Origin of the sequence: Sphingomonas sp. KR3-1 (assembly GCF_040049295.1) — a bacterium.
Classification (GTDB): Bacteria; Pseudomonadota; Alphaproteobacteria; order Sphingomonadales; family Sphingomonadaceae; genus Sphingomonas.
This window is the reverse complement of record NZ_JBDZDQ010000001.1, coordinates 1,029,767-1,053,485: the sequence shown is the minus strand read 5'-3', so window position 1 is coordinate 1,053,485 and position 23,719 is coordinate 1,029,767. Positions and strand designations below refer to the sequence as shown.

Below are 23,719 nucleotides of genomic sequence, written 5' to 3'. Positions count from 1 at the left end.
CGGGGCGCGGCTGAGACCTGCCTGCCCCAGCGGAGCGGCGCGGCCTACCCGAAAGTGTAACTGGACATGCCCTGCATTGGCATGGCCAAAATTGCGCGCGCGAAAATGGGCCTGCACGGACGCTGGCTGCGCCTATAGGCGTGCCGTGCCCGACCAATGTTACAATGTGGCCTGACCATTCTATTGACAGTTGCTTCCGCATCGGCCTTATTGGCCTGACACCGGTGGCCAGCACGGATTGGCGAAACAAAAGCCGGGGACAGACGGGGAGAGAGAGTCATGCGAAGGACTGCTCTATTTGCGGGTACGGCGATCGCCGTCCTGATGGCGACGCCTGCGTTCGCCCAGAGCAACACTGCCGACAGCGAGCCGGCCGCGCCGCAGGCGGAAGAGCCGGCGCCCGGCGACCAGATCGTGGTCACCGGTTTCCGCCGCGCCTATGCCGATGCGCTCAACATCAAGCGCGAGTCCGATCAGATCACCGATTCGATCTCGTCCGATGGCCTGGGCCGCTTTCCGGACCTGAACGTCGGCGAGGCGATCCAGCGCATTCCGGGCGTGCAGATCAACCGCGAGGCGGATTCGCGCAACGCGACGATCAGCTTGCGCGGCCTGCCGGGCTCGTTCGCGCGCACGACGCTGAACGGCGGCGGCTTCGCGGACCCGATCCTGGGCAGCGCGACCAACACCTCGTCAACGCCGCTCGGCGCGTTCAACTCGGACATCTTCTCGGCGATCACGGTGATCAAGTCGCCCAATGCCGCGAACCTGTCCGGCGGGCTTTCCGGCAATGTCGATCTGAAGATCGCCCCGGCGCTGAGCCGCAAGGCGGGCGGCTGGGCCAAGGCGTCCTACGAGTATAACGACCTTGGCGACTTGGGCAGCCCGGCACTCGCGGCCGGCTACAACGCGCATATTACCGACAATTTCGCGGTATTCGGCGTGGTTTCGTGGAAGGACGAGAAGTTCCGCCGCGACTCGATCTCGGTCAACACCTGGGCGAACAAGCTCGGCTCGATCCAGGTCGGCAACCAGGCGGTGCCCGCCTCCAACCCGACCTACCAGGCGCTGATCGCGCAATATCCGGGCGGGGTCTATTATCCGAGCCAGGTCCGCCAGTTCGTCAAGCTGAACAAGGGGCACCTGCTCACCGGCGCGGGCGGATACGAGTGGCAGGCGACCGACACGATCAAGTTCGGCGCGACCGGCTTCTACACCGAGCGCAACCTCGACCAGGGCACCAACCACCTGCTCTATATCGACACGTCGGCGGGCAACAACGGCACCGGCGCGCTGGCCGCGACCTCGGCGGTGGCGCATTTCACCAGCCTGGGCACGCCCTATGTCGTGCAGACGCCGACCGGTGCGCGCGCATACATCAACCAGTTCAGCGCGGAGAATGTGCAGACCTACGACTCGATCCGCTCCGAGCCGGCCAAGCAGAAGACCTGGGCGATTAACCCGACGATCGAGTTCAAGGACGACGACTGGCGGGTGACTGCGCAGGGGACGATCTCGCGCGCGCAGGTGCTCGCCAACCAGATCGAGCTCGACATCATCGAGAACCCCTATCGCAACCTGGGGACGGCGGGGCTGAACGGCATCACCACCTCGGTGTTCACCGGCGGCACCAGCCTGCAGGATGCGGTGTTCGTGCTCAACACGCCCAATGCCTCGCACATCCCGACCGGCGGCTATCCGCTGCCCTCGGCGGCGAGCCAGGCGACCCAGGCGGGCGCGCAGATGCCGGGTGCCACGGCCGGCACGCAGGGCGACCGCTTCGGCGTCACCGGCACCAACGGCCAGTCGTGGAACGCGCTCGACGCGGTGCAGCTCGATCTCGAGCGCAGCTTCCAGGGCAGCTTCCTGTCGGGCTTCCAGGTCGGGATGCGCTACGAGCGCAACAAATATACCTCGACCGGCTCGCGCAACACCTCGCTCGGCGCCAACACCGCAAACATCACCCCGGCGATGTCGCAGGTGAACCCCTATGTGAACGACTTCTTCGGGGGCACGGCGGGCGGCTACACGACCAACTGGCGCGGGCTCGACGTCAACCAGGTGCTGGGCGCGATCACCCCGGTGAACACCGCCCCGCGCACCACCGCCAACCCCAACGGGCTGCCCGGCCAGTTCGTCTTCGGCAGCGGCGGCGTGTTCCTCACCCCCTATGGCCTGACGAACAACTATTGGGACCCGAACTATTGGAACAACAACTTCACCAACACGAAGAAGGTGATGTCGGCCTATGCCATGGCCAAGTTCGACGGCAATCTGTTCGGCATCCGGGTGCGCGGCAATGCAGGCGTGCGCTATGAGGCGACCAACCAGAAGATCGACGCGCTCGATTGCCGCAACTGCCTGGCCGGCCTCTCGGTGATCGCAGCACCCCCGGTCAACCACAGCATGACCAACCGGACCTACAAGCAGAATTACGACTATTGGCTGCCCTCGGCGATGTTCGCGGCGGACCTGGCCAAGAACCTCGTCTTCCGCGGGGCCTATTACCAGACCTATGTCCGGCCGCAGCCGCGCGACAATGTGCCGGCGACCTCGGTGCAGATCCCCGATCCGGCGGTGGCCGGCACGCCGACCTACAATGTCATCATCGGCGCCACCAACCTGCAGCCCTACACCTCGGACAGCTACGACCTGTCGCTCGAATGGTACAACCGCCCCGGCGGCGCCTTTGCCGTGGCGGTCTACCAGAAGGACATCCAGGGCTATGTCGGCCCGATCACCGATCGCCGCGTGCTGTGCCCCGCCAACGGCCTGTACAACGGCATCGATTTCGGGCTCGGCACGCTCTCCGACGACGGCACCAACTGCAACATCGTCGGCAGCCCGGTGGGCGCGCGGGTGCAGGCGAGCGGCGTCACCAACCAGAAGCCGATGCGGGTGCGCGGCGTCGAGGTCTCGGTGCAGCAGAACCTCGATTTCCTGCCGGGCTTCCTGAAGTATCTCGGCGGCGCGGCGAACTACACCTATACCGACATCGACGGGAAGGACGCGCAGGGTAACCCGATCACGCTGCCCAGCGTCGCCAAGCACAATCTCAACCTGATCGGCTATTACGAGACCAAGCTGTTCGGCATCCGCGTGGTGTTCAACCATCGTGGCAAATACGACCTGGCGGCGGGCAACAGCTTCGTCGGCGACGCGCGGACGGTGAAGGCGCGCAGCCAGCTCGACGCCTCGGCCTCGCTCAACATCCTGAAGAACTTCTCGATCTCGCTCGACGCGTTCAACCTGACCAACGCGACGCGCTCGGAATATGAGAATGACCCGATGCTGCCGCGGCGCATCGACTATGACGGGCGGACCTATACGCTGACGATCCGCAGCAGCTTCTAGCCCTCCCCGATGCGGAGCGGCTAAGCATCGGCCGCTCCGCCCCCTTTTCGACGAGTCCCCGCCGATGAAGCTCCTCCTCGCCAGTGCCGCCGCCCTGTTCGCGTTCGGCGCGGTTCCCGCCTCGGCGCAGGCGATCCTGGGGCCGGGCTTCGCGCGCGAGGTGCCGCGCGAGGATGCGGTGGCACGGCGCGTGATCGCGCGGGCGAACGCGGCGCTGGCCCGCGCGCCGGGCGCGATTCCCGAGCTCCACACCGAAGGCACGCTGCCGGGCAAGGGCATCCGCGAGATCAGCCTCAAGGCCAAGGAAGACCAGGGGATCGTCATCGCGCTGGCGCTCGCCTGGCGGCTGACCGGCGACCGGCGCTATCTCGACCAGACCGCGCGCTACCTGGAGAATTGGGCGGATATCTACCGCATGTCGTTCAACCCGATCGACGAGACCGGGTTCGACACGCTGATCCTCGCCACCGACCTGACCCGGGCGGACCTGGCGCCGGCGCTCCGGGCCAAGATGGACGGCTTCTGGCGCAAGATGGCCGCCGGCTACCTCGACGCGATGGACGGCAAGCCCAAGAATGCGCACACCAACTGGCAGAGCCACCGCATCAAGCTGGCGACGCTGGCGGCCTTCGCGGTGGGGGACGCCAAGCTGATCGACCGCGCCCGCGCGGCGTTCCGCAAGCATGTGGGCTCGAACATCCAGCCCGACGGATCGGTGTTCGACTTCCATGAGCGCGACGCGCTCCACTATGTCACCTACGACCTCGATCCGCTCGAAATGGCGGCGCTGGCGGCCAGGACGCACGGCGAGGACTGGTTTGGCTGGAAGAGCCCGAGCGGATCGAGCCTGGCGAGCGCGCTCAAGTGGCTCGAGCCCTATGCCACCGGCGAGAAGACGCATGTCGAGTTCGTCCACTCGCAGATCGCCTTCGACCGCGAGCGCGCCGCGGCGGGGCAGAAGGAATATGCCGCGCATGCCTGGGACCCCGGCGCTGCGGTGAACACCTATGCGCTCGCCGCGCGGATTGACCCGGCCTATCGCGACTTCGCCGCGACGCTGGCCGCGCGCACCGGGCGCCAGCCGGCCGAGTGGCTGAGCCTGTTCGCGCGTTGAGCGGGAACCAGGGGCGGGGGCCGCGGGTATCCCCTGCATGGAACCCGATACCCAGGAATCGCCCGAGCTGACGCCGCGCAAGCGCCGCGGGCTCGTCGTCGTCGTGCTCGCCTTCCTCGTGCTGGTGGTGGTGATCTTCATCGGCATGAACCTGAGTCACTACAAGCAGGCCAAGGAGGGCGAGCCGGTGGGCGCCAGCGCCAATGTGGCGGGCCCCGACAACCGCTGAGCGGCTCCGCCGAACGGACGTTTCCGGACCGTGAAGTTCGCCGAGGTGATGCAGGAATGGCACGCACCCCCTCGGACATTCACTCGGTAGAGAATTAGTGTTGCAAGCCCTCCGGCTTTGCGCCATTCTCGTTTGATCGTGCCGCAGAGCGCGACCTGGAGATGGATGTGGGAGGGACCCAATGAAGTATCGTCCGTTGCTGCTCGGCGCCTCGGCGCTGGCCCTTGTCTGGAGCGGCGCGGCCGCGGCGCAGACCGATTCCGCGCCGGCGCAGGACGCGCCTGCCGCAAGTTCCGATCAGGACAAGAGCGAAGGCGAGATCGTCGTCACCGCGCAGCGCCGCAACGAGAACCTGATGACCACCGCGGTGTCGGCCTCGGTGCTGTCGGGCACCCAGCTCGAGAACAAGGGCGTCGCCAATGTCGACGGGCTGCAGTTCGCGATGCCGAGCGTGACGGTCAACAATTTCGGCCAGGGCAATAATTTCAACGTCCGCGGCATCGGCAAGGCCGAGCACAACACCCAGACCACCACCGGCGTGATCACCTACCGCGACGGCGTGCCGAGCTTCCCGGGCTATTTCCAGCAAGAGCCCTATTACGACATCGCCAACATCCAGGTGCTGCGCGGTCCGCAGGGCACGATCGTCGGCCAGAACGCGACCGGCGGCGCGGTGTTCGTCAACACCAACGACCCGATCATCGGCGGCGGCTATCACGGGTACATCAACCTCAACTACGGCAACTACAATGATGCCGGGGCGCAGGGCTCGCTCAACATCCCGATCAGCGACACGCTGGCGGCGCGCGTCGCGCTGTTCGGCGAGCGGCGCGACAGCTTCTTCAACGTCACCGGCCCGGGCGGCGCCAAATATCCGTACAACCCGGGCAACCTGCGGATGGCGGCGGGCCGGTTCAGCCTGCTCTGGAAGCCGAGCGACCGGCTCTCGATCCTGTCCAAGACCGATTTCGACTATCTCGACATGGGCGGCTATCCGGCCAAGCCGTACAACGCGCCCGGCGACCTGTACGACGTCTCGTTCAACTCGCCCCAGGCAGCGCGCGACAAGTTCCTGCGCTCGATCCTGAAGATCGACTATGAAGTCGCCGGCGGCATCAAGCTGCGCTCGGTCAGCGGCTTCCAGACCGGCAACACGATGTACCGCGCCGATCTGGACGGCACTGCAGCGAACACCAGCACCTTCTACGACACCGTTACCGAGACGCAGTTCACCCAGGAATTCAACATCATCTCGCCGGACAACCGGCGCTTCACCTGGCTCGTCGGCGCGTTCGGCATGTGGAACACCTATTTCTTCCCGTCGCCGTTCAGCAACTTCACGATCGACGTCTGCCCAGGCTTGAACTTCAACGGCTGCCAATATCAGCTGAAGGGCCGCAACCCCGAGCGTTCGCTCGCCGGCTTCGGCCAGATCGGCTTCGAGATCACCCCGACCCTGAAGCTGGACCTGGGCGGCCGCTATACCGCCAGCCGCTCGACCAACTATGTCCAGGTCCAGCAATATGGCACGCCGATCAACCAGGTGCAGACGGTCACCTCGGACAATTTCTCCTACAAGGCGACCCTGGGCTGGAAGGCTAGCGACAGCCAGTATCTCTATGCGTTCGTCGCCACCGGCTTCCGCCCCGGCGGCCTCAACGTGCCGGTCGGCGCGGCCGCGATCGCGCCGTTCAAGCCGGAGGAAGTGACCTCGTTCGAAGCGGGCTGGAAGGGCAATTTCGCCGACGGCAAGCTGCGCACGACGCTGACCGGCTTCTATAACAACTACAAGAACTTCCAGGTCATCATCGGCTATCCCGACTTCCCGACCTTCGGCATCGAGCTGAACGTCCCGGATACCACCAAGATCTATGGCTTCGAGGCCGAGGCCGAGTTCCATTCGGGCGGCTTCTCGCTCGATGGCGGCATCAACGTGCTGCACAGCGAGCTGGGCCAGTTCTACGCGGTCGATCCGCGCGGGACGACCACGACTGCCTGCCAGCCGACCACCGGCCCGGCCGGCGGCGCCTGCATCAATCTGAAGGGGCAGCGCCAGACCTATGCGCCCAACGTCACCTTCAATGTCGGCGCGCAGTATGAAGCGAAGTTCGGCAATGGCGACAGCATCACGCCGCGCGTGAACTTCGGCTATGTCGGCTCGCAATGGGCGACGCTGTTCGAGAATGAAGCGAAGGGCGACCTGATCGAGGCGCGCCGCATCCTCAACGCCCAGATCGCCTTCCAGCACAAGAGCTGGACGCTCACCGCCTATGGCACCAACCTGACCGACCAGCATTATCCGGCGGCGCTCAACTCGGGGCTCTATTTCGCCGGAGCGCCGCGCCAGTACGGCGTAAAGCTGCTCAAGGTCTTCTGATTTCCCACCTGGCCGTCGGAGACTCCCTCTCCGGCGGCCTTTCCTTTTCCTTTCGCGCCCGAAGAGTTTCATGCAGCCCTACGGACTGACAGTAGACAAATTCCTCGATCACGCCGCCAAGTGGTTCCAGGACTGCGAGGTGGTCGAGGCCGAGGCGGGCAGGGCGGTCAAGCGCACCAGCTATGCGGTGCTGCGCGACCGCGCCAACCGCCTGTCGGGCGCGCTGGCGGCGCTGGGCATGGTGCAGGGCGACCGGGTGGGCACGCTCGCCTGGAACACGATCCACCATGTCGAGATCTATTATGCGGCGATGGGCATGGGGCTGGTGTGCCACACGCTCAACCCGCGGCTGACCGCGGCGCACCTCGCCGCGATGATCAACGAGGCCGAGAACCGCGTGCTCGCGGTCGCGGCCGACCTGCTGCCGCTGGCGCGCGAGGTGCTCGCGCACTGCCCGAGCATCGAGCAGGTCATTATTCTGGACGCACTGGTTGCGGATGTTCAGCCCCTCGGGTCGCACCGGGCGCGCATCTGGGATCAGGACGCGCTGCTGGCGGCGCACGGCGCCCCGGTGGCATGGGGGGCGTTCGACGAGAACATCCCCGCCGGGCTCTGCTACACTTCGGGCACCACCGGCAGCCCCAAGGGCGTGGTCTATACCCACCGCTCCAACTATCTCCACACGCTGCGCGCGCTGCAGGCCGATGCCGCGGCGATCACCGCGCAGGACACGCTGCTGCTCGGCGTGCCGATGTTCCACGCCAATGGCTGGGGCATGCCGTTCGCGGCGCCGGCGGCGGGGACCAAGCTGGTGCTGCCCGGTCGGGTGGTCGACGGGCCGAGCCTGGGCCGGCTGATCCGCGACGAGGGCGTGACCGTCGCGGTCGGTGTCCAGACCGTCTGGCTGGGGCTGGCCGACCAGGCCGAGGCGAGCGGCGAGACCTTCCCGACGCTGCAGCGCGTGCTGATCGGCGGATCGAGCTGCCCCGACGCGCTGATCCGCCGGCTCGAGGAGAAGCTCGGCGCCGCGGTGCAGACGAGCTGGGGGATGACCGAGCTGTCGCCGGTGGGCACGATCGCGCCGAGGGACCTGCCCGCCGATGCCAGCCCCGCCTCGGGCCGGCCGATCATGGGGCTCGACCTCAAGCTCACCGATGCCGAGGGCAACACGCTGGTGCCGCAGCGCGACATTTTGGGGCACCTCAAGGTCAAGGGGCATAGCGTGATCGAGCGCTATTACCGCCGCGACGAGGACGTGCTCGACGCCGAGGGCTATTTCGACACCGGCGACCTGGCGATGATCGACGCGGCGGGCAATCTGACGATCTGCGGGCGCGCCAAGGACCTGATCAAGTCGGGCGGCGAGTGGATCAATCCCAACGAGATCGAGACGATCGTCGGCGCGCACCCGACGGTGCGCCACGTCGCGGTGATCGGCCGGGCCGACGCCAAATGGGGCGAGCGGCCGGTGCTGATCGTCGAGACCGAAGGCGAGGACAAGGACCCGCGCGCGCTGCTCGCGCTGCTGCGCGGCAAGGTCGCCGACTGGTGGATCCCGGGCGAAGTGGCCGAAGTGGACGCGATGCCGCTCGCCGCCTCGGGCAAGATCGACAAGAAGCGGCTGCGCGATGACTATGCCGAGGGGCGGATCGCGGCGAGCAAGGTGGGGCGCTAGGCTAGCGCTAGCCCCTCCCCTTCAAGGGAGGGGCTTCTAGAGCCTCAATCGCAGCCCTTGGCCTTGGCCGGCAGCTTCGGCGAGTTCAGCCCGACATTCCAGTTCCACGCGATCCCCGCGGCGCGGCGGCGGCAGACCACGGCTTCATACTGGTCGTACATGCCCGGCATCAGCCCCGCCTCGGGCATGGGCATGTCGGTGAAGTGCATATAGTTGCGCGCCTTGCCCCAGGCGGTCCAGGCAGGGGCGCCGGCGGCGCTGGGCACGCCGGTCTTCGCGAAGCTGGTCCAATAGCCGAGCATCGCGTCCGACAGCGGGCGGTCGCTCTCGGGCATCTTCGGCCAGAGCGGCGGCAGCGGCTGGAGGTTGCCGAAGACATAGGGCAGCTCGCTGGCGTGGAAGCTGTGCAGCTTCGCATCGTTCATCGCCGGATAGCCGTGGTCCCACAGATAGACATAGGCCGGCTGGCCGATCGCGGCCTGCTTGCGGGCGAGGCGCTCGCTGGTCCAGCCGTAGAGCGCGTCGCGCGTCGTCTGAAGGATGCTCTCCTTATAGTCCGCGGCCGGATAGAGCTTGAGGAAGGCATCGGCGAACTCGCCGTACTTCTCGCGGATGCCCTTCTCATAGTCTTCCGCCGTGGCCGGCGGCTTGGCTGCGAGCATCATCAGCGAGCGGATCTCGCCCTGGTTGAAGCCGGTGAGGATCGGGACGGGCGCCTGCTTGCCTTGGTCGAAGGTCTCGACCATCTGCTCGGGCAGGACGAGCCCGTCGACCACGCCGAAGGGGAAGAAGCCCATCTTGGCCGAAGCGTCGGTGATCGCCTGCGCGTCCATGCCGCGCAGCGCGGCGAGGTCCGGCGCCTGCAGCCCTGCGGAGAGCATCGTGCCCATCGCCTCGGCCGATGGCTGGCCGAAGGGCGACTTCTTCAGGTTGGGCATCGCGACCATGTACGCGCTCTGGGCGATCGCCTTCGAGAAGGTGCCGCGCGCCAGCGGCGACTGCATCAGGAACATCACGCTGAGCCCGCCAGCGGACTCGCCCGCGATCGTCACATTGGCGGGGTCGCCGCCGAACGCCGCGATATTGTGCTTCACCCAGGCGAGCGCGCCCTCCTGGTCGAGCAGGCCGTAATTGCCCGAGACCTTTTGCGGCGATTCCGCGCTGAGCGCCGGATGGGCGAGCCAGCCGAGCACGCCCAGCCTATAGTTGATCGAGACGACGATCACGCCCTGCTCGGCCATCTTCTTGCCGTCATACATCGGCTCGCGGCTCGATCCGCCCGAGAGCGCGCCGCCGTGGATCCAGAAGAACACCGGGGCCTTCTTGGCGTTGGCGGGCGCCCAGATGTTGAGCGTCAGGCAATCCTCGCTGACCGGCATCGGCGCGGGCGGGGAATAGACCGAGGTCGGCGTCTTGGCCTGGGGCTGGACGCAGGCGGGGCCGAAATCCTTGGCCTCGCGCACGCCCTGCCAGGGCTTCATCGGTGCGGGCGGGCGCCAGCGCATCGCCCCGACCGGGGGCACGGCATAGGGAATGCCCTTGAATTCGCGGATGCTGCCGTCCTGCGTGCCGCTCACCGAGCCGGAGGGCGCGTTGACGACCGGGGTCTGCGCCAACGCGGTGCTCGCGAGGAGCAGGCCGGTGGCGAGGGCGGCGGAGCGGAGCAGCTTCATGCGGGCACCTTTGCAAGGGTCTCGCGGCGCAGGATGCGGGCGAGGACGAGGAAGAGCGCGATGGCGATCAGGTAGAAGGGCGAGAGCGTGTAGAGCGCGGTCTGCAGCGCGTGCGGGTCGCCATGCGCCTTGAACCAGTCGCTGGCGGCGCCGACATAGGTCGGGCCGAGGCCGAGGCCGATGAAGTTCATCACCAGCAGCAGCAAGGCGCCCGACAGCACGCGCTGCTCGGGTCGGACCTCTTCCTGGACGAGCGCGACCGAGGCGGAGAGGTAGAAATAGTTGAAGACGTTGACGATCGTCATCAGCGCCAGCGCCAGCGGCCAGCCCGGCGCCCAGACGAACGCGACGTAGAAGGGCATGGCGACCGCGAGCGAGATCGCCGGGCCGAGCGCATAGACGGTGCGGCTGCGGCGGCCGAGCCGGTCGATCACGCGGCCCGAGATCAGCATCGCGGCGCCCATGCCCAGGCCGACGACCAGCGCGTACCAGACCGCGATCTGCGGCAGCGTCATGCCCTTTTCGCGGATCAGGAACAGCACGGCGAAATTGCCCAGCCCGTAGGTGACGAACTGGGTGGCGCCGCTGCCGAGCGCGGCGAGCATCAGCACCGGGTGGCTGAAGAACATCCAGCAGGTGCCCCAGAAGGGCGCCTTGGCGCGCGCCTCGGCGACGGGCGCGAGGTCGGTCGCGCCGCGCCTTGGCTCGCGGACGATGATGCGGACCAGCACCGCGGTGATGATGCCGACCACGCCGATCGCGATGAAGGCGTCGCGCCAGTCGAACAGCGCGGCGATCGAGGCGCCGAACGCGATGCCGAGCGCCGCGCCGATCGGCGGCCCGAGATTGTAGATGCCGAAGGCGGTGCCGCGCTCGCCTGGCCGGAACGTGTCGGTGATGATCGCGTAGGACGGGGGCACGCCGCCCGCCTCGCCGAAGCCGACGGTCATGCGGGCGATGACGAGCTGGGTGTAGCTGGTCGCCAGGCCGCAGGCGATCGTCGCGCCGCTCCAGACCGCGCAGGCGAGCGCGAGGATGCTGACGCGGTTGGTGCGGTCGGCGAGCCAGCCGACGGGGATCGCGATGAAGCAGTAGAACATCGCGAAATAGAGCCCGCCGATCAGCCCGAGCTGGCCGTCGGTGACGTGGAGCGAATCCTGGATCGGCTTGGCGAGGATCCCGAGGAGCTGCCGGTCGAGGAAGTTGAGGACATAGACGAAGGTGAGCGTGACCAGCACGATCCAGCGACGGCTGCCGCCTGCCTGAGTTTCCACGCGCGTCCTCTCCCTGACGGCTTTTTCCGCCTTGCCGCATATCATGCGGGCAGACCCGCGGCACTGTCAACACACACTATCACGCGTGTGAATATCTGCGCGGAGGGTTGACGCTAGGCCGATAGACGGGAAGGAACATGCGGGTGACCGAGACCGCCAAGCCCGTACGCCGCTCCCGCAAGGCCGAGCAGCGCGCCGAGACGATGGAGCTGATCTACGACGCTGCCGAGGAACTGTTCTCGCAGCACGGGCTCTACGGCGTCACGCTGAAGGACGTCGCCAAGCAGGTGGGCGTGCACCACACGCTGCTCAACTACTATTTCGACGACAAGAAGGCGCTGTTCGACGCCGTGTTCGCCCGGCGCGCGGTGGTGACTGCGGGGCGCCGGATGGACGCGCTCGATGCCTATGAGAAGTCGGTCGACGGCAAGCCGACGGTGGAGGGCGCGCTGCGGGCATTCCTCGACACCGATCTCGACACCTATATCCAGGGCGGCGAGCGCTGGAAGAACTACGCCAAGCTCGCAGCGCAGGTCGCCAATACGCCGGCCTGGGGCGCGGACCTGATGGACGAGCATTTCGATCCGGTCGTGCTCAAGCTGATCGGCCTGCTCAAGCAGGCGCTGCCCGGCTGCGCCGATGCGGACATCTTCTGGGGCTACCACTTCGTCACCGGCGCGCTGACGCTCACGCTGGCGCGCACCGGGCGCATCGACAAGCTATCCGGCGGGATCTGCCACTCGGACGATTTCGAGGCGGTGAAGGACCGGATGGCCAGCTTCCTCGCCGCCGGCTTCCTGCAGATCTGCGCCAAATAGAGGCAATTTCGCTATCTTGCGAGTGAATGACTGCGGGTCTAATCAGGCGCGGTCATAAGCAAGGAGAGCGGGATGTCGCTGGCGGGTCGCGTAGCAATCGTAACGGGTTCGGGCGGGGGACTGGGGCGCGCGCATGCGCTGTACCTGGCGAGCAAGGGCGCCAAGGTCGTCGTCAACGACCTGTCGCAGCCCGCGGCGGACGCCGTGGTTGCCGAGATCGTCGCGGCCGGGGGCGAGGCGATGGCGATCGCCGCATCGGTGACCGACGAGTCGCGCATTGCCGCCTTGGTCGCCGAGACGGTGCACCGCTGGGGCCGGATCGACATCCTGATCAACAATGCCGGCATCCTGCGCGACAAGAGCTTCGCCAAGATGAGCATCGACGATTTCCGCCTGGTGGTGGACGTGCACCTGATGGGCGCGGCGATCGCCAGCAAGGCGGTGTGGGAGCAGATGCGCAGCCAGGGCTATGGCCGCATCGTGATGACCACCTCTTCGTCGGGGCTGTACGGAAACTTCGGCCAGGCTAATTATGGCGCCGCGAAACTGGCGCTGGTGGGCCTGATGCAGACGCTCGCGATCGAAGGTGAGAAGTACAATATCCGGGTGAACAGCCTGGCGCCAACCGCGGCGACCGGCATGACCGAAGGCGTGCTGGGCGAGGAGAGCCTTGCCCTGCTCGCGCCCGACCTGGTCAGCCCCGGCCTGCTCGCGCTGGTGGGCGAGGATGCGCCGACTCGCGCGATCCTGTGCGCCGGCGCCGGCCATTTCGCCGCCGCCCACATCACGCTGACCGACGGCATCCAGGTCGGCCGCGCCGACGATGCAGGCGAGCAGGTCGCGGCGCGCTGGGCCTCGGTCGCCGATCGCAGCGGCGAGATCGTGCCGACCTATGGCTTCACCCAGGCCGAGCGCGAAGTGGCGGCCGCCACCGGCGCTGCGCCGGTCGCCGCAGGGGTGCGGTGAGCGACCTCCCCATTGGCCGCCGCGAACTGATCGCGGCAGCCGCGCTCGGCGCCGCGGGCGTTTCGCCCGTGGCCGCCAGGGCTGCCGCCGGGCGCAAGCCGGCGCCGCCGGGCTTCCTTTGGGGCACGGCGATCTCCGCCTATCAGAGCGAGGGCAACAACACGAACGCCGATGCCTGGCTGATGGAGAACCTCCAGCCGAGCATGTTCAAGGAGCGTTCGGGCGACGCCTGCGACAGCTATCATCGCTACGAGGAGGATTTCACGCTCGCCGCGAAGCTCGGCTTCAACAGCTATCGGCTGGGCGTGGAATGGGCGCGGATCGAGCCGAGCGAGGGGCATTTCTCGAATGCCGAGCTCGATCACTATGCCCGCATGCTCGAGAGCTGCCGCGCGCACGGCCTGCGGCCGATCGTGACGCTCAACCATTTCACCACGCCGCTGTGGTTCGCCCAGCGCGGCGGGTTCGAGGTGGCGGACGCGCCGCAGCTGTTCGCGCGCTATTGCCGCAAGGTCGCCGAACGGCTGGGCGGGCTGATGCACATGGCGACGACCTTCAACGAGGCGAACATCCGCCTGCTGGTCGACATGATGCCGGGGATCAGCGCGTTCGTGCCGGTGGTCAAGGCCGCGATCGCCGCGGCGGCCAAGGCGACCAACTCGCCCAAATTCTCGCGGCTGGCCTATGCCGATGCCGCGGTCGTCACGCCGATCATGCAGGCGGCGCACCGCCAGGCCTATGCCGCGATCAAGCAAGTGCGCCCCAACCTGCCGGTTGGGATCACGCTGACCACGCAGGACGTACAGGCCGACACGCCCGAGCGCGCGGCGCACTGGCGCGACAAGCTCTATGGCGACTGGGTGCAGGTGGCGCGCGAGGCGGCGGATTTCTTCGGCGTGCAGACCTATACCCGCTTCGTGTTCGACGCGAACGGGATGGTCGCCCCGCCCAAGGGCGCCGAGATGACGATGGCGGGGTATGAATTCTACCCGCAGGCGCTCGCCAACACGATCCGCTGGGCGCACCAGGCGATCGGCAAGCCGATCTACGTCACCGAGAGCGGCATCGCGGCGAAGGACGATGCGCGGCGGATCGCCTTCATCGACCAGGCGCTGGACGGCGTGCGGCAATGCCTGGACGAGGGCATCCCGGTGCACTCCTATCTCTACTGGTCGCTGCTCGACAATTTCGAGTGGACCTCGGGCTATGGCGTGCCGTTCGGGCTGGTCGCGGTCGACCGCGAGACGTTCAAGCGCACCCCGCGGCCAAGCGCGCTGCACCTGGGCGGGCTCGCCAAGGCGAACCGGATCTAGGCGAGCCGCCCGCAGGCCGCGCGGAAGGGGTTGGGCCGACCGCGATGCGGCCGGCCCGGGGGGAACCTCTCAATTGGCGTAGATCGGCGGAGCCTGGACGCTGCTCGGCAAGGCACCCGATTCGAGCACCGCGCCGCCGGCGGACTTGATCTCGATCGTGCCGCCGCGCCCGGCCTGGTTGAAGCGCAGCGTCACGACGCGGCCGTCGGACAGCGTGATCGCGGTGCCGGTCTGACCGGCGGCGTTCGAGGCGACCGCCTGCGACACCGCGCCGTCGAGCCCGGCGACGTGGAGGAACTGCGAGCTGCCGCCGGCGCCGGTCTCGACCAGGTCAACGCGCACCGCCGTGTTGGTCGCAGTGAAATCGGTGCTGTTGACGGTGCGCCACAAGGTGGTGGCGGGCGTGCCGGCCGTCGGCAGGATGCGCCACATGTCGAAGCGGTTGGCGCCGATGACGAGGCTCATCAGGTTGCCAGCGATCGTCGGCGCCTTGGGGAAGTTCATCGTGAAGATCCGCCGCGCATTGGCGTCGCTGGTCTGGGCGCGGTCATAGATCACGAAGGTCGCCGGCTTGATGAAGACGAACTCGCGCTCCGACTTGGTCACGCCGGCGCCGTACATCGGCGTGACGTCGGCCAGCGCATAGGTCCAGCCGGGGTTGTTCGCCAGCGCCACCATGTTGCACGCCTTGTTGAACCCCTGGCCGATCGCGGTGCCGGCGCTGGTCTCGAAGCGTACGGTGTTGTGGTATTTCTGGTCCTGCGACAGGCCGGAATGGCTGTCGAGATTGGCGTCATAGGCCAGCCAGTTGCCCTTGAAGAGGACGAAGCTGCCGCGATCCTGGTGCGCGTGGCTCTCGGTCAGCGGGCCGCAGATGAAGTTGGCGTAGGCCGCGGTCGTCGTCCAGTCGCCGCGCATCGAGAAGCTGCCAGTGCCCGAGCCCCAATAGGCGGTGGACAGCTCGGTCAGCGGGCGCGGGGTGATCGCGACCAGGTCGTAGATATAGTCCGAATAGCGCATGAAATGCTGCGTCATCGCCGGGACCGAGGACTGCGCGATCAGCGTCTTCACGACGCCCGAGATGCGCTCGCCCGGATAGAGCGAGGCGAGCTTCTGCAGATAGTCGCGGTGATAATCGAAGAACAGCGCCTGCGAATCGCGGGCATGGTCGCCGGTGGGGGTGACCCGGTCGAGCGTCGGCACGACGGCGTGGACCATCCAGGGCATCGAGGCGAGCGTGTGCGGCGTGCGGCTGGCCAGGTTCTCGCCGGTCGAGCGCTCCCACCAGTCATAGAGCTCCCACAGGTCCTTCATCGCGATGCCGTAGCCGGTGCCCTCGCGCGAGCCGCCGCCGACGAGATCGGCGTTGAAGGTCGGGATCAGCTGGTTCTCGATCTTGGCGGTGCGGAACTGGGTGAGCCAGCCGCCGGCCATGTCGTTCTCGCCATAGGTGGCGAGGCCGAGCATCATCGTCGCGCGGAGGAACGAGTAATAATAATTGTTGCTCGGGTTATCGACCGACCAGCCCGACCAGGCGACGGTGCGCGTGCCCCATTTCGCCTGGCTGGGATGCCAGACGTTCCACACCGCCTGGTTGCCGAAATTGCTCCACCGGGTGCGCTGCGCCGCGGTCATGCTCGAACGGCACCAGTCATAGACCATCGAGAGGTTGCCGATGTCGCCGCCGACCTCGAGATAGGAATCGCCCGCCACTGCCGGCGTCTTGTTGGCGGCGATCAGCGCTTCCTCGCTGGCGACATAGGCGTCGGTCTTGGCGACGGCATAGGTGCAATAGTTCGCCTGGCCGGTGACCTGGCTCATCAGCGCGACATGCCACGGCTCCATGCCATAGACGTTGCTGTTCGCGACCTGCAGGTCGACCGATTGCTTGAAGCGCGTCGCGGCGGGCGCGTTCGAGCCGAGCTGCGCCTTGAGGTTGGCGATCGTCGCGGCGTTCGAGACGAGGATGCGCGGCGTGCCGAGCGGGGTGATCACCGCGTCGGCGGGCGGCGGCGTCGGGGTCGCGCTGGGCGTCGGCGAAGCGGTGGCCGTGGGAGTCGGGGCGGGCACGGGGTCGCTTGCCCCGCCGCTCGTGCCACTGGCACTGCCGCCACCGCCGCTGCACCCGGCCAGGCTTGCCAGCAGCAGCGTCGAACACAAAGTCGCTGTCCCGGCCCCTAACTTACGCATTCAATCCCTCCGCCTACTGATACTCGGGCGGGAGATACTGGGGCTTGATTGCGTAAAATAGGGGGCGATACTGACAAAATAGCGTGTAGCCGGCGTTAATCTTGTTGCGCGATCCTAGTAATAGCGCGGGATAGGGCCCCATTGCGGCGTCTGGTCTGGAAGATCGACCATGACTTCATCGACATAGCACCAGCCCCAGCCTTCGGGCGGGTCATAGCCTTCGATGATCGGGTGGTGGGTGGCGTGGAAATGCGCGGTGGCGTGGCGGTGCGGCGACTGGTCGCAGCAGCCGACATGGCCGCAGGCGCGGCACAGGCGCAGGTGCAGCCATTCGCTGCCGATCTTGAGGCATTCCTCGCAGCCGCGTGCGCTGGGCGTGACCTGGTTGATCGTCGCACTGTGCTGGCATCCGCTCATCTTCGTCTCCGTCTGGGGCCGGGCAGGCATAGCGGCTGGTGCAGCCGCAGCGCCAGTCCCGGCGCGCACTGCACCGATACGGCACGGGACACGGCTTGGCGGGCACCGGCGCATGCAATAGCCCTGTGTGGCAGCAGCCGGCCGCAACCGGCTGCAAAAAGGGGGGACTATCATGATTCGACATGCGATCTCGATGGGCGCTGCGCTGGTTGCCGTGGCCGCCATCCCGCAGGCCCAGGCGCGGGACAGCATCAGCCTGAGCCTGCCGGTGATCGTCGACGCGGCGCCGGCCGCCGCCGCCGAGGAGGAAGTCGGCATCGGCACGCTCTTCGCGGCGCAGGGCGCACACTATCTCTCGGTGGCGACGATACAGGGCGACCTCAAGCTCGGCGACGGCACGCTGCTGCTGCCCGGCGGCACGCGCCTGTTCGAGCACCGCGCGGAGGGCAAGGCCTATACCGGCAAGCTTTATTGCCGGATGGCGCGGCCCAGCAAGATGGTCGTGCTGCTCTGCCTGGCCGACCAGGACGCGGACGGGCGGTTCGAGGCATTATGGCTGGGCCGCGGCGTGGTGGGCCGCGTCGACCGGCTCGCGCCCGGCCTGCCCTATCCCGACGCGACGCGCGCGGAGCTGAGCTTCGATACGGTCGGCTATCAGGTGGGCGCGCCGGATGCGGGCGAGGGGCTGCGGATCGGCTTCTACATCTCGGGCTCCAACCCGCTGCTCGGCCAGCATCATTTCTACCAGGCGCTGGGCGGCGACGATGTGGCGATCCCGATGACCGCGACGCACCGGGCGGTGCGGCTGTCGAGCACGGCCAGCACCGTCGAGATCGCGGGCAGCGCGGTCGAGGCGCGCAAGCTCGGCAAGGGCCGTTACGCCGTGCGGCTGACTAGGGGACTCCCCGCTGGCGAGCGCGCGCTGGTCGACGAATACCAGGCCCAGACGCAGATCATCTACGTGCCGGGCCACTGATTTCCCCGCCCCCGGCCCGCAGCGGTGCGCGGGCCGGGGGATGGCGTTCGGTGGCGATCGCGCTATCGTGATCGCCATCCAACAAGGGGTATTTTACCACATGCACCGCAAGCTCCTGGCCGCGCTCCTGCTCACCGCGGCTCCCGTCCCCGTGTTCGCCCAGGCGCCGAACCCGGCGCCCGCCGCAGCCACGGATGCCGACGATCCCTATCTCTGGCTCGAGGAAGTCTCGTCGCCGCGCGCGATGGGCTGGGTCGAATCGCACAACGCCGCCAGCACGAAGCGGCTCGAGGCCGATCCGCGCTACCAGGGCTTCTACGACGCGGCGCTGGCGATCGCCGGCGCGCGCGACCGCATCCCGGCGCCGCGCTTCCTCCACGGCGAGATCTACAATTTCTGGCAGGATCCCGAGCATCTGCGCGGCTATCTGCGCAAGACCAGCCTTGCCGACTACCGCAATGCCACGCCCAACTGGACGACGGTGCTCGACATCGACGCGCTGGGCAAGGCCGAGGGCAAGAGCTGGGTGCAGAAGGGCGTCCAGTGCCTCGAGCCCGACCAGGCGCGCTGCCTGGTCTCGCTGTCCGACGGCGGCGAGGACGCCGTGGAGGTCCGCGAGTTCGATCTCGACACCGGTAAGTTCGTCGAGGGCGGCTTCCACCTGCCGCGCGGCAAGCACCGCGTCGCCTGGGAGGACAAAGACCATCTGCTCGTCGCGACCGACTGGACGCCGGGCGAGCTGACCCCGTCGGGCTATCCCTATGTCGTCAAGCGGCTGACGCGCGGCCAGCCGATGTCGGCGGCGGTGGAAGTCTATCGCGGCGAAAAGAATGACGGCGGCTACGGCGTGTCCCCCGGCGTGCTGCGCGACGGGCAGGGGCGCCAGCTGGCGGTGATCGAGCGCCCGCTCGACACCTTCCACCACCAGAGCTTCGTCCTCACCCCGCGCGGCGCCCAGCGGCTCGCGATTCCCGACAAGGCGAGCGTGGCCGAGCTGGTCGACGGGCGCGTGATCGTCCAGCTCGACGAGGCGTGGCAGGGGTTCAAGCCCGGTTCGCTGGTCGAGCTCGACCTGAATTCGGTGAAGGTGTCGCCGGACAAGCTCAAGGCCCGGCTGGTCTGGGCGCCGGGTCCGCGCGACGCGCTCAACGGCGTCGGCTCGACTCGCGACAAGCTGCTGATCAGCACGCTCAGCAACGTCCAGGGCCGCGCCTGGGCGCTGACGCCCAAGGCCGGCGGCGGCTGGGCAACGGTGCAGATCCCGATGCCCGACAATCTCGCGGTCGGCTTCGGCTCGGCCGACAGCAAGTCGAACCGCACCTTCGTCAACGCCAGCGGGTTCCTGACGCCGTCGACACTCTATCTGGCGGACACGGCATCGGCGAAGCTCGAGGCGCTCAAGTCGCTTCCGGCCAAGTTCGACGCGTCGAAGGACGTGGTCGAGCAGCTCGAGGCGGTGTCGAGCGACGGCACGAAGATCCCGTACTTCGTCGTCCACCGCAAGGACATCAAATATGACGGGACCACGCCGACGATCCTCAACGCCTATGGCGGCTTCCAGTCGAGCGAGACGCCCTATTATTCGGGTTCGATCGGCAAGCTGTGGCTCGAGCGCGGCGGCGCCTTCGTCCTCGCCAATATCCGCGGCGGCGGCGAGTTCGGCCCGGCCTGGCACGAGGCCGGCCTGGGCACCAAGCGACAGATCATCTATGACGATTTCACTGCGGTGGCGAAGGACCTGATCGCGCGGAAGATCACCTCGCCGCGCCGGCTGGGCATCCAGGGCGGCTCGAATGGCGGGCTGCTGATGGGCGTTTCGTTCACCCAGCATCCCGAGCTCTACAACGCGGTGCTGATCCAGGTGCCGCTGCTCGACATGATCCGCATCTCGAAGATCGCGGCCGGCGCCTCGTGGCAGGGCGAATATGGCGATGTGAACGCCGATCCTGCGGTGATGGCCTTCTGGCGCAAGACCTCGCCCTATCAGAACCTCAAGCCGGGCGTGCGCTATCCCGAGCCGTTCATCTTCACCACCACCAAGGACGACCGCGTCGGCCCGCAGCATGCGCGCAAGTTCGCGGCGCGGATGGAGGAGATGGGCCTGCCCTTCTTCTACTATGAGAATACCGAGGGTGGCCACGGATCGGGCGCCGACCTGAAGCAGAGCGCGCGCACCACCGCGCTCAACATGACCTACATGGCCGAGAAGCTGATGGACTGAGGGCGGCGGGCCGGGCGCAGCGATGTGCCCGGTCCGTTTCGTGTGGCGCGCGCTAACGCATCGTGCCGCAGGAGCACTCCGCTGCGATACGCGTTGAGGCTCACCGCCGGAGGGTTAGCCTTCTCGCGTCGAAGCCTCTTGGAAGTTCGACCGATATCTCCGACGCCGAGAAATATCTGTCCCTCGTCTCGAAAACGGGATGTTCCTGATCTCCGCGCGCGACTAGCGCGAGCTCAACCTCGAACATGGTGGTTGCCGTGATCGAGCGCTCCGTCGATTCCATGTCCATGTCCGGGTCGCCGTGCCTATCGACGATCATCTTGAAGGACGTCTCGGTCACCTCCAGCGAAACGCCGGCCTCCATCTCCACGGCGATGTGAAGTTCGTTGGCCGTCTCGTCCTCATCGATGAGCAGGACGGATGCGACCTCCACATCGTGGAACTCGATGTCGTGCACCGCCACGCTAGACATCGACGCGCTGAACCGGGCGAGATTGCCGTCGACCCACGCCAGGAAGCCGGCGTCATTTTGTACATGGGATTGGATGTTGGAAAGCAGGGCGCCGTGCGCCTGCGCAGCGGACAGGAATGCGTTGAGGCTCTCCACGCTGATCAGGCGATCATCGCTTTCGCAGAACGTTCTCATGTCCTTGTCGTCGCTGACGACGTAAAGTGAATTTCGCGTCTCATCGAGCCAGTTTCGAAGCGAATGGAGGACGAAGGCGTCCGGGAACTCGTCCTTCTTTCCATCGCTGAAGGGCGGCGTCCTTGCGAAATAGGAGTCGAAGATCGCACCAGGTTCCGCCGTCAGCGCAATCTCGAGGAAGCGGGCCTTCTGCAAATAGGTGTGGAATGCATCCAGCAGCGCCGCCTCGCGCCTGTCATGATCGCTATCGAGCATAAGGCCCGGGTGAAGCTGATCGAAAATCACGCGGTTCTTGGTCACCGCGGTTTCCGCGTCACGAAGCGCTTCGACGATCCGCCTATCGACTTCGCGCTTGGTGATGCTGGTCGTGATAGGACGGATCATGCCAGTGCGAGAGAGTTCGGCGAACCTGCCCCAGCTACGCGCGTTCCAGTTGATGTTGGCGGACCGGAAGGCCTGGGTGTCGATGAATACCCAGGGCGTCTTCAACCGAGCGCTGCTTCTTTTGCCATCCGATTTGCTCATCGGGCGATTCTAGGGGCAGCCCGCCGCAAGACGAAGCGGTTTGATCGAAATACGCGTGATCAGCGCGGGATTGACGCAATTCATGGTATTTTGAAAATGGTGCCCGGGGACGGAGTCGAACCGCCGACACTGCGATTTTCAGTCGCATGCTCTACCAACTGAGCTACCCGGGCATGCCCGGCGAGTGCCGGGGAGCGCGCCTCTTAGTCGTGCGTTTCGGGGCTGTCCACCCCTGAATGTGCATGCGGGTCGACGGGCTCGCCGGCGATGCGATAGCCCTCGCCCAGCCATTGCAGCAGGTCGCGGTCCTTGCAGCCGCGGCTGCAGAAGGGCTTGTTCTCGGTCGTGGCCGGCTGCCCGCAGACCGGGCAGCTATTGCTCTTCGTCATTTCAGTCCTTCGCCCATTCCATCCCCGGCGGACGTGAACGCCGTCGCGCCGCCGATTCGCCGCGCCAGCTCCGCGGTCCAGCCGGGCTGCTGGGCGAGGCGGCGGGCGATGTTCCTGGTCACCATATGGGTAGTCGGGGGCGGCGGGGGAAGGCGCTCGATCCGGCGGAGCTCGGCGCGCGCGGCGGCGCCGGCAGGGTCGGCGCGCAGCAGCTCGGGGAGCGAGGGCCGGCTGCGGCGGCGGACGATCTGGAGGAAGCCGAAGCCGTTGACCGCGGTCCGCTCGAACGGCTGGGGCAGCGCCGCGTCGATCGCCTCGGCGACGGCGTTTCGCGCCTCCTTGCCGACCAAAGTGGGGAAGTCGATGCCGATCGAGCCTGCGATGCCGAGCCGCTCGATCGCGCGGGCGACGGCATGCGCGGCGGCGACCGAGAGGGTTTCGAGATTGCCCGAGCCGTCGACGTCGAACAGCGCCATCGCCGGGGTGGGCGAGAGGCGCAGCGTGCCGCCGGCGAAGGCGATCTCGCCGGTGATCGCTTCCTCCAGCACTTCGGACCAGCCGGCTTCTTCGAGCGCGTCGGGCTCGTGCGCGCGCAGTGTGCAGACGGGCAGGCCGGTGGCGGTGATCCGATCGAGCAGCGTCGGGCCGGCGGACAGGTCGTCGTCGCTGGGCACCGCCTTGGGCAGCTTGGCGCGGCCCGGCTCGGGAATCGCCTCACGGACGATGCGGACGCGCAGCTTCGCGCCCTGGGTGACGCTCTTGGGGATGTGATCGCACAGCGCCTCGCCGCCGCCGTCGAGCGCGATCAGCTTGGCGGCCTTGTCGACCAGCCGGGCCTCGAGCACCGCATCGACGCGCGGCGCGCTACCCTCGAGCTCGATCCGCGCCTTCCAGATGCTGCCGCGCGAGACGAGCGCGGCGCGGTTCTCGCCGATCCCGGCCTCGTAGAGCCACTCAGCCAAGCCGGAAGCCTGCCGATTCGAGCAAGGCGCGGGTTTCGAACACGGGCAGGCCGACCACGCCTGAATGGCTGCCCGAAAGCGCGCGGACGAACGCCTCGGCCTTGCCCTGGATGGCATAGCCGCCGGCCTTGCCCATGCCTTCGCCCGAGGCGACGTACCAATCGATCTCGGTGTCGGTCAGCCGCTTGAAGGTGACGACCGTGTCGGAGAGGCGGGTGCGGGGCTTGCCGTCGAGCCCGATCAGGCAGACGGCGGAAAGGCAGTGGTGGCGCCGGCCGGAGAGCAGGGCGAGCATGCGGCGCAGGTCCGCCTCGTCCTCGGGCTTGGCGAGGATGCGGCGGCCGACGGCGATGGTGGTGTCGCCGGCGAGGACGATCTCGTCCGCGGCGCGGTCCACCGCATGCGCCTTGTCGACTGCGACGCGCAGGACATAGGCGCGCGGGGTCTCGCCGGCACGGACATCCTCGTCGACATCGGGGGCGGCGACGCGCGCGGGCGCGGCCCCGATCCGCTTCAGCAGATCGAGCCGGCGCGGCGATGTGGAGGCAAGCACGAGCCGCAAGGGCGGGAGCCTCAGGCTTCTGGATCCCGGCCTGCGCC

18 protein-coding genes and 1 tRNA gene are annotated in these 23,719 nt (G+C 67.3%); 10 read left to right on the top strand and 9 right to left on the bottom strand.

Annotated features, from left to right (window positions below):
• Positions 1-279: 279 nt before the first annotated feature.
• The 5 genes from ABLE38_RS05230 (at position 280) to ABLE38_RS05210 (ending at position 8,749) form a co-directional block, all read left to right on the top strand.
• Positions 280-3,354 carry a TonB-dependent receptor gene (locus ABLE38_RS05230; RefSeq protein WP_348973098.1) on the top strand — a complete coding sequence of 1,025 codons (3,075 nt, stop codon included), beginning with the start codon at positions 280-282 and terminating at the stop codon, positions 3,352-3,354.
• Positions 3,355-3,418: 64 nt separating this feature from the next.
• Positions 3,419-4,468: an alginate lyase family protein gene (locus ABLE38_RS05225; RefSeq protein WP_348973097.1), complete on the top strand. Its 1,050-nt coding sequence runs from the start codon at positions 3,419-3,421 to the stop codon at positions 4,466-4,468.
• 37 nt (positions 4,469-4,505) lie between these two features.
• Positions 4,506-4,697: a hypothetical protein gene (locus ABLE38_RS05220; RefSeq protein ID WP_348973096.1), complete on the top strand. Its 192-nt coding sequence runs from the start codon at positions 4,506-4,508 to the stop codon at positions 4,695-4,697.
• 181 nt (positions 4,698-4,878) lie between these two features.
• Positions 4,879-7,074, top strand: a complete 2,196-nt coding sequence (locus ABLE38_RS05215) for a TonB-dependent receptor (RefSeq protein WP_348973095.1) — start codon at positions 4,879-4,881, stop codon at positions 7,072-7,074.
• 70 nt (positions 7,075-7,144) lie between these two features.
• Positions 7,145-8,749 (top strand): AMP-binding protein, encoded by a 1,605-nt coding sequence (locus tag ABLE38_RS05210; protein WP_348973094.1) that lies wholly within the window; start codon positions 7,145-7,147, stop codon positions 8,747-8,749.
• Positions 8,750-8,793: 44 nt separating this feature from the next.
• Here ABLE38_RS05210 and ABLE38_RS05205 read toward each other — a convergent pair whose 3' ends face one another.
• Both ABLE38_RS05205 and ABLE38_RS05200 read right to left on the bottom strand, forming a co-directional pair.
• Positions 8,794-10,422 carry a carboxylesterase family protein gene (locus ABLE38_RS05205; RefSeq protein ID WP_348973093.1) on the bottom strand — a complete coding sequence of 543 codons (1,629 nt, stop codon included), beginning with the start codon at positions 10,420-10,422 and terminating at the stop codon, positions 8,794-8,796.
• The gene (locus tag ABLE38_RS05200) at positions 10,419-11,696 is read right to left on the bottom strand and encodes an MFS transporter (RefSeq protein ID WP_348973092.1); all 1,278 of its coding nucleotides are present in this window, start codon (positions 11,694-11,696) and stop codon (positions 10,419-10,421) included. The genes ABLE38_RS05205 and ABLE38_RS05200 overlap by 4 nt, the downstream gene beginning before the upstream one ends.
• 143 nt (positions 11,697-11,839) lie before the next feature.
• Between ABLE38_RS05200 and ABLE38_RS05195 the strand changes: the two genes are divergently transcribed.
• From ABLE38_RS05195 to ABLE38_RS05185, 3 genes are all read left to right on the top strand, one after another.
• Positions 11,840-12,514, top strand: coding sequence for a TetR/AcrR family transcriptional regulator (locus ABLE38_RS05195; protein WP_348973091.1), 675 nt, complete (start codon positions 11,840-11,842; stop codon positions 12,512-12,514).
• 72 nt (positions 12,515-12,586) lie between these two features.
• Positions 12,587-13,480 (top strand): SDR family NAD(P)-dependent oxidoreductase, encoded by an 894-nt coding sequence (locus ABLE38_RS05190; protein WP_348973090.1) that lies wholly within the window; start codon positions 12,587-12,589, stop codon positions 13,478-13,480.
• Positions 13,477-14,793 (top strand): family 1 glycosylhydrolase, encoded by a 1,317-nt coding sequence (locus ABLE38_RS05185; RefSeq protein WP_348973089.1) that lies wholly within the window; start codon positions 13,477-13,479, stop codon positions 14,791-14,793. Before ABLE38_RS05190 ends, ABLE38_RS05185 begins: the two co-directional genes overlap by 4 nt.
• Positions 14,794-14,862: 69 nt before the next feature.
• On the opposite strand, the gene ABLE38_RS05180 is transcribed toward ABLE38_RS05185, so the two are convergent.
• Together ABLE38_RS05180 and ABLE38_RS05175 are read right to left on the bottom strand one after the other, a co-directional pair.
• Positions 14,863-16,953 (bottom strand): hypothetical protein, encoded by a 2,091-nt coding sequence (locus ABLE38_RS05180; protein ID WP_348973088.1) that lies wholly within the window; start codon positions 16,951-16,953, stop codon positions 14,863-14,865.
• Between the two features lie 144 nt (positions 16,954-17,097).
• Positions 17,098-17,400: a UBP-type zinc finger domain-containing protein gene (locus ABLE38_RS05175; protein ID WP_348973087.1), complete on the bottom strand. Its 303-nt coding sequence runs from the start codon at positions 17,398-17,400 to the stop codon at positions 17,098-17,100.
• Positions 17,401-17,572: 172 nt separating this feature from the next.
• On the opposite strand from ABLE38_RS05175, the gene ABLE38_RS05170 reads away from it, so the two are divergent.
• Positions 17,573-18,376, top strand: a complete 804-nt coding sequence (locus ABLE38_RS05170) for a hypothetical protein (RefSeq protein ID WP_348973086.1) — start codon at positions 17,573-17,575, stop codon at positions 18,374-18,376.
• 100 nt (positions 18,377-18,476) lie between these two features.
• Positions 18,477-20,597 carry a prolyl oligopeptidase family serine peptidase gene (locus ABLE38_RS05165; protein WP_348973085.1) on the top strand — a complete coding sequence of 707 codons (2,121 nt, stop codon included), beginning with the start codon at positions 18,477-18,479 and terminating at the stop codon, positions 20,595-20,597.
• 100 nt (positions 20,598-20,697) lie between these two features.
• On the opposite strand, the gene ABLE38_RS05160 is transcribed toward ABLE38_RS05165, so the two are convergent.
• From ABLE38_RS05160 to ABLE38_RS05140, 5 genes are all read right to left on the bottom strand, one after another.
• The gene (locus tag ABLE38_RS05160; RefSeq protein ID WP_348973084.1) at positions 20,698-21,768 is read right to left on the bottom strand and encodes a PIN domain-containing protein; all 1,071 of its coding nucleotides are present in this window, start codon (positions 21,766-21,768) and stop codon (positions 20,698-20,700) included.
• A gap of 97 nt (positions 21,769-21,865) precedes the next feature.
• A tRNA-Phe gene (locus ABLE38_RS05155) sits at positions 21,866-21,941 on the bottom strand.
• Positions 21,942-21,971: 30 nt separating this feature from the next.
• Positions 21,972-22,157: a DNA gyrase inhibitor YacG gene (gene yacG, locus ABLE38_RS05150; protein WP_348973083.1), complete on the bottom strand. Its 186-nt coding sequence runs from the start codon at positions 22,155-22,157 to the stop codon at positions 21,972-21,974.
• The gene (locus tag ABLE38_RS05145; RefSeq protein ID WP_348973082.1) at positions 22,154-23,119 is read right to left on the bottom strand and encodes a ribonuclease; all 966 of its coding nucleotides are present in this window, start codon (positions 23,117-23,119) and stop codon (positions 22,154-22,156) included. The genes yacG and ABLE38_RS05145 overlap by 4 nt, the downstream gene beginning before the upstream one ends.
• Complete coding sequence (locus ABLE38_RS05140) at positions 23,112-23,681, bottom strand: nucleoside triphosphate pyrophosphatase (protein WP_348973081.1); 570 nt, start codon at positions 23,679-23,681, stop codon at positions 23,112-23,114. The genes ABLE38_RS05145 and ABLE38_RS05140 overlap by 8 nt, the downstream gene beginning before the upstream one ends.
• Between the last annotated feature and the right edge of the window lie 38 nt (positions 23,682-23,719).

Coding starts and splice junctions, on each gene's coding strand:
- yacG (WP_348973083.1), bottom strand. CDS start 22,157: ATGACGAAGAGCAATAGCTGCCCGGTCTGCGGGCAGCCGGCCACGACC.
- ABLE38_RS05170 (WP_348973086.1), top strand. CDS start 17,573: ATGATTCGACATGCGATCTCGATGGGCGCTGCGCTGGTTGCCGTGGCC.
- ABLE38_RS05215 (WP_348973095.1), top strand. CDS start 4,879: ATGAAGTATCGTCCGTTGCTGCTCGGCGCCTCGGCGCTGGCCCTTGTC.
- ABLE38_RS05210 (WP_348973094.1), top strand. CDS start 7,145: ATGCAGCCCTACGGACTGACAGTAGACAAATTCCTCGATCACGCCGCC.
- ABLE38_RS05205 (WP_348973093.1), bottom strand. CDS start 10,422: ATGAAGCTGCTCCGCTCCGCCGCCCTCGCCACCGGCCTGCTCCTCGCG.
- ABLE38_RS05190 (WP_348973090.1), top strand. CDS start 12,587: ATGTCGCTGGCGGGTCGCGTAGCAATCGTAACGGGTTCGGGCGGGGGA.
- ABLE38_RS05220 (WP_348973096.1), top strand. CDS start 4,506: ATGGAACCCGATACCCAGGAATCGCCCGAGCTGACGCCGCGCAAGCGC.
- ABLE38_RS05175 (WP_348973087.1), bottom strand. CDS start 17,400: ATGAGCGGATGCCAGCACAGTGCGACGATCAACCAGGTCACGCCCAGC.
- ABLE38_RS05160 (WP_348973084.1), bottom strand. CDS start 21,768: ATGAGCAAATCGGATGGCAAAAGAAGCAGCGCTCGGTTGAAGACGCCC.
- ABLE38_RS05230 (WP_348973098.1), top strand. CDS start 280: ATGCGAAGGACTGCTCTATTTGCGGGTACGGCGATCGCCGTCCTGATG.
- ABLE38_RS05165 (WP_348973085.1), top strand. CDS start 18,477: ATGCACCGCAAGCTCCTGGCCGCGCTCCTGCTCACCGCGGCTCCCGTC.
- ABLE38_RS05225 (WP_348973097.1), top strand. CDS start 3,419: ATGAAGCTCCTCCTCGCCAGTGCCGCCGCCCTGTTCGCGTTCGGCGCG.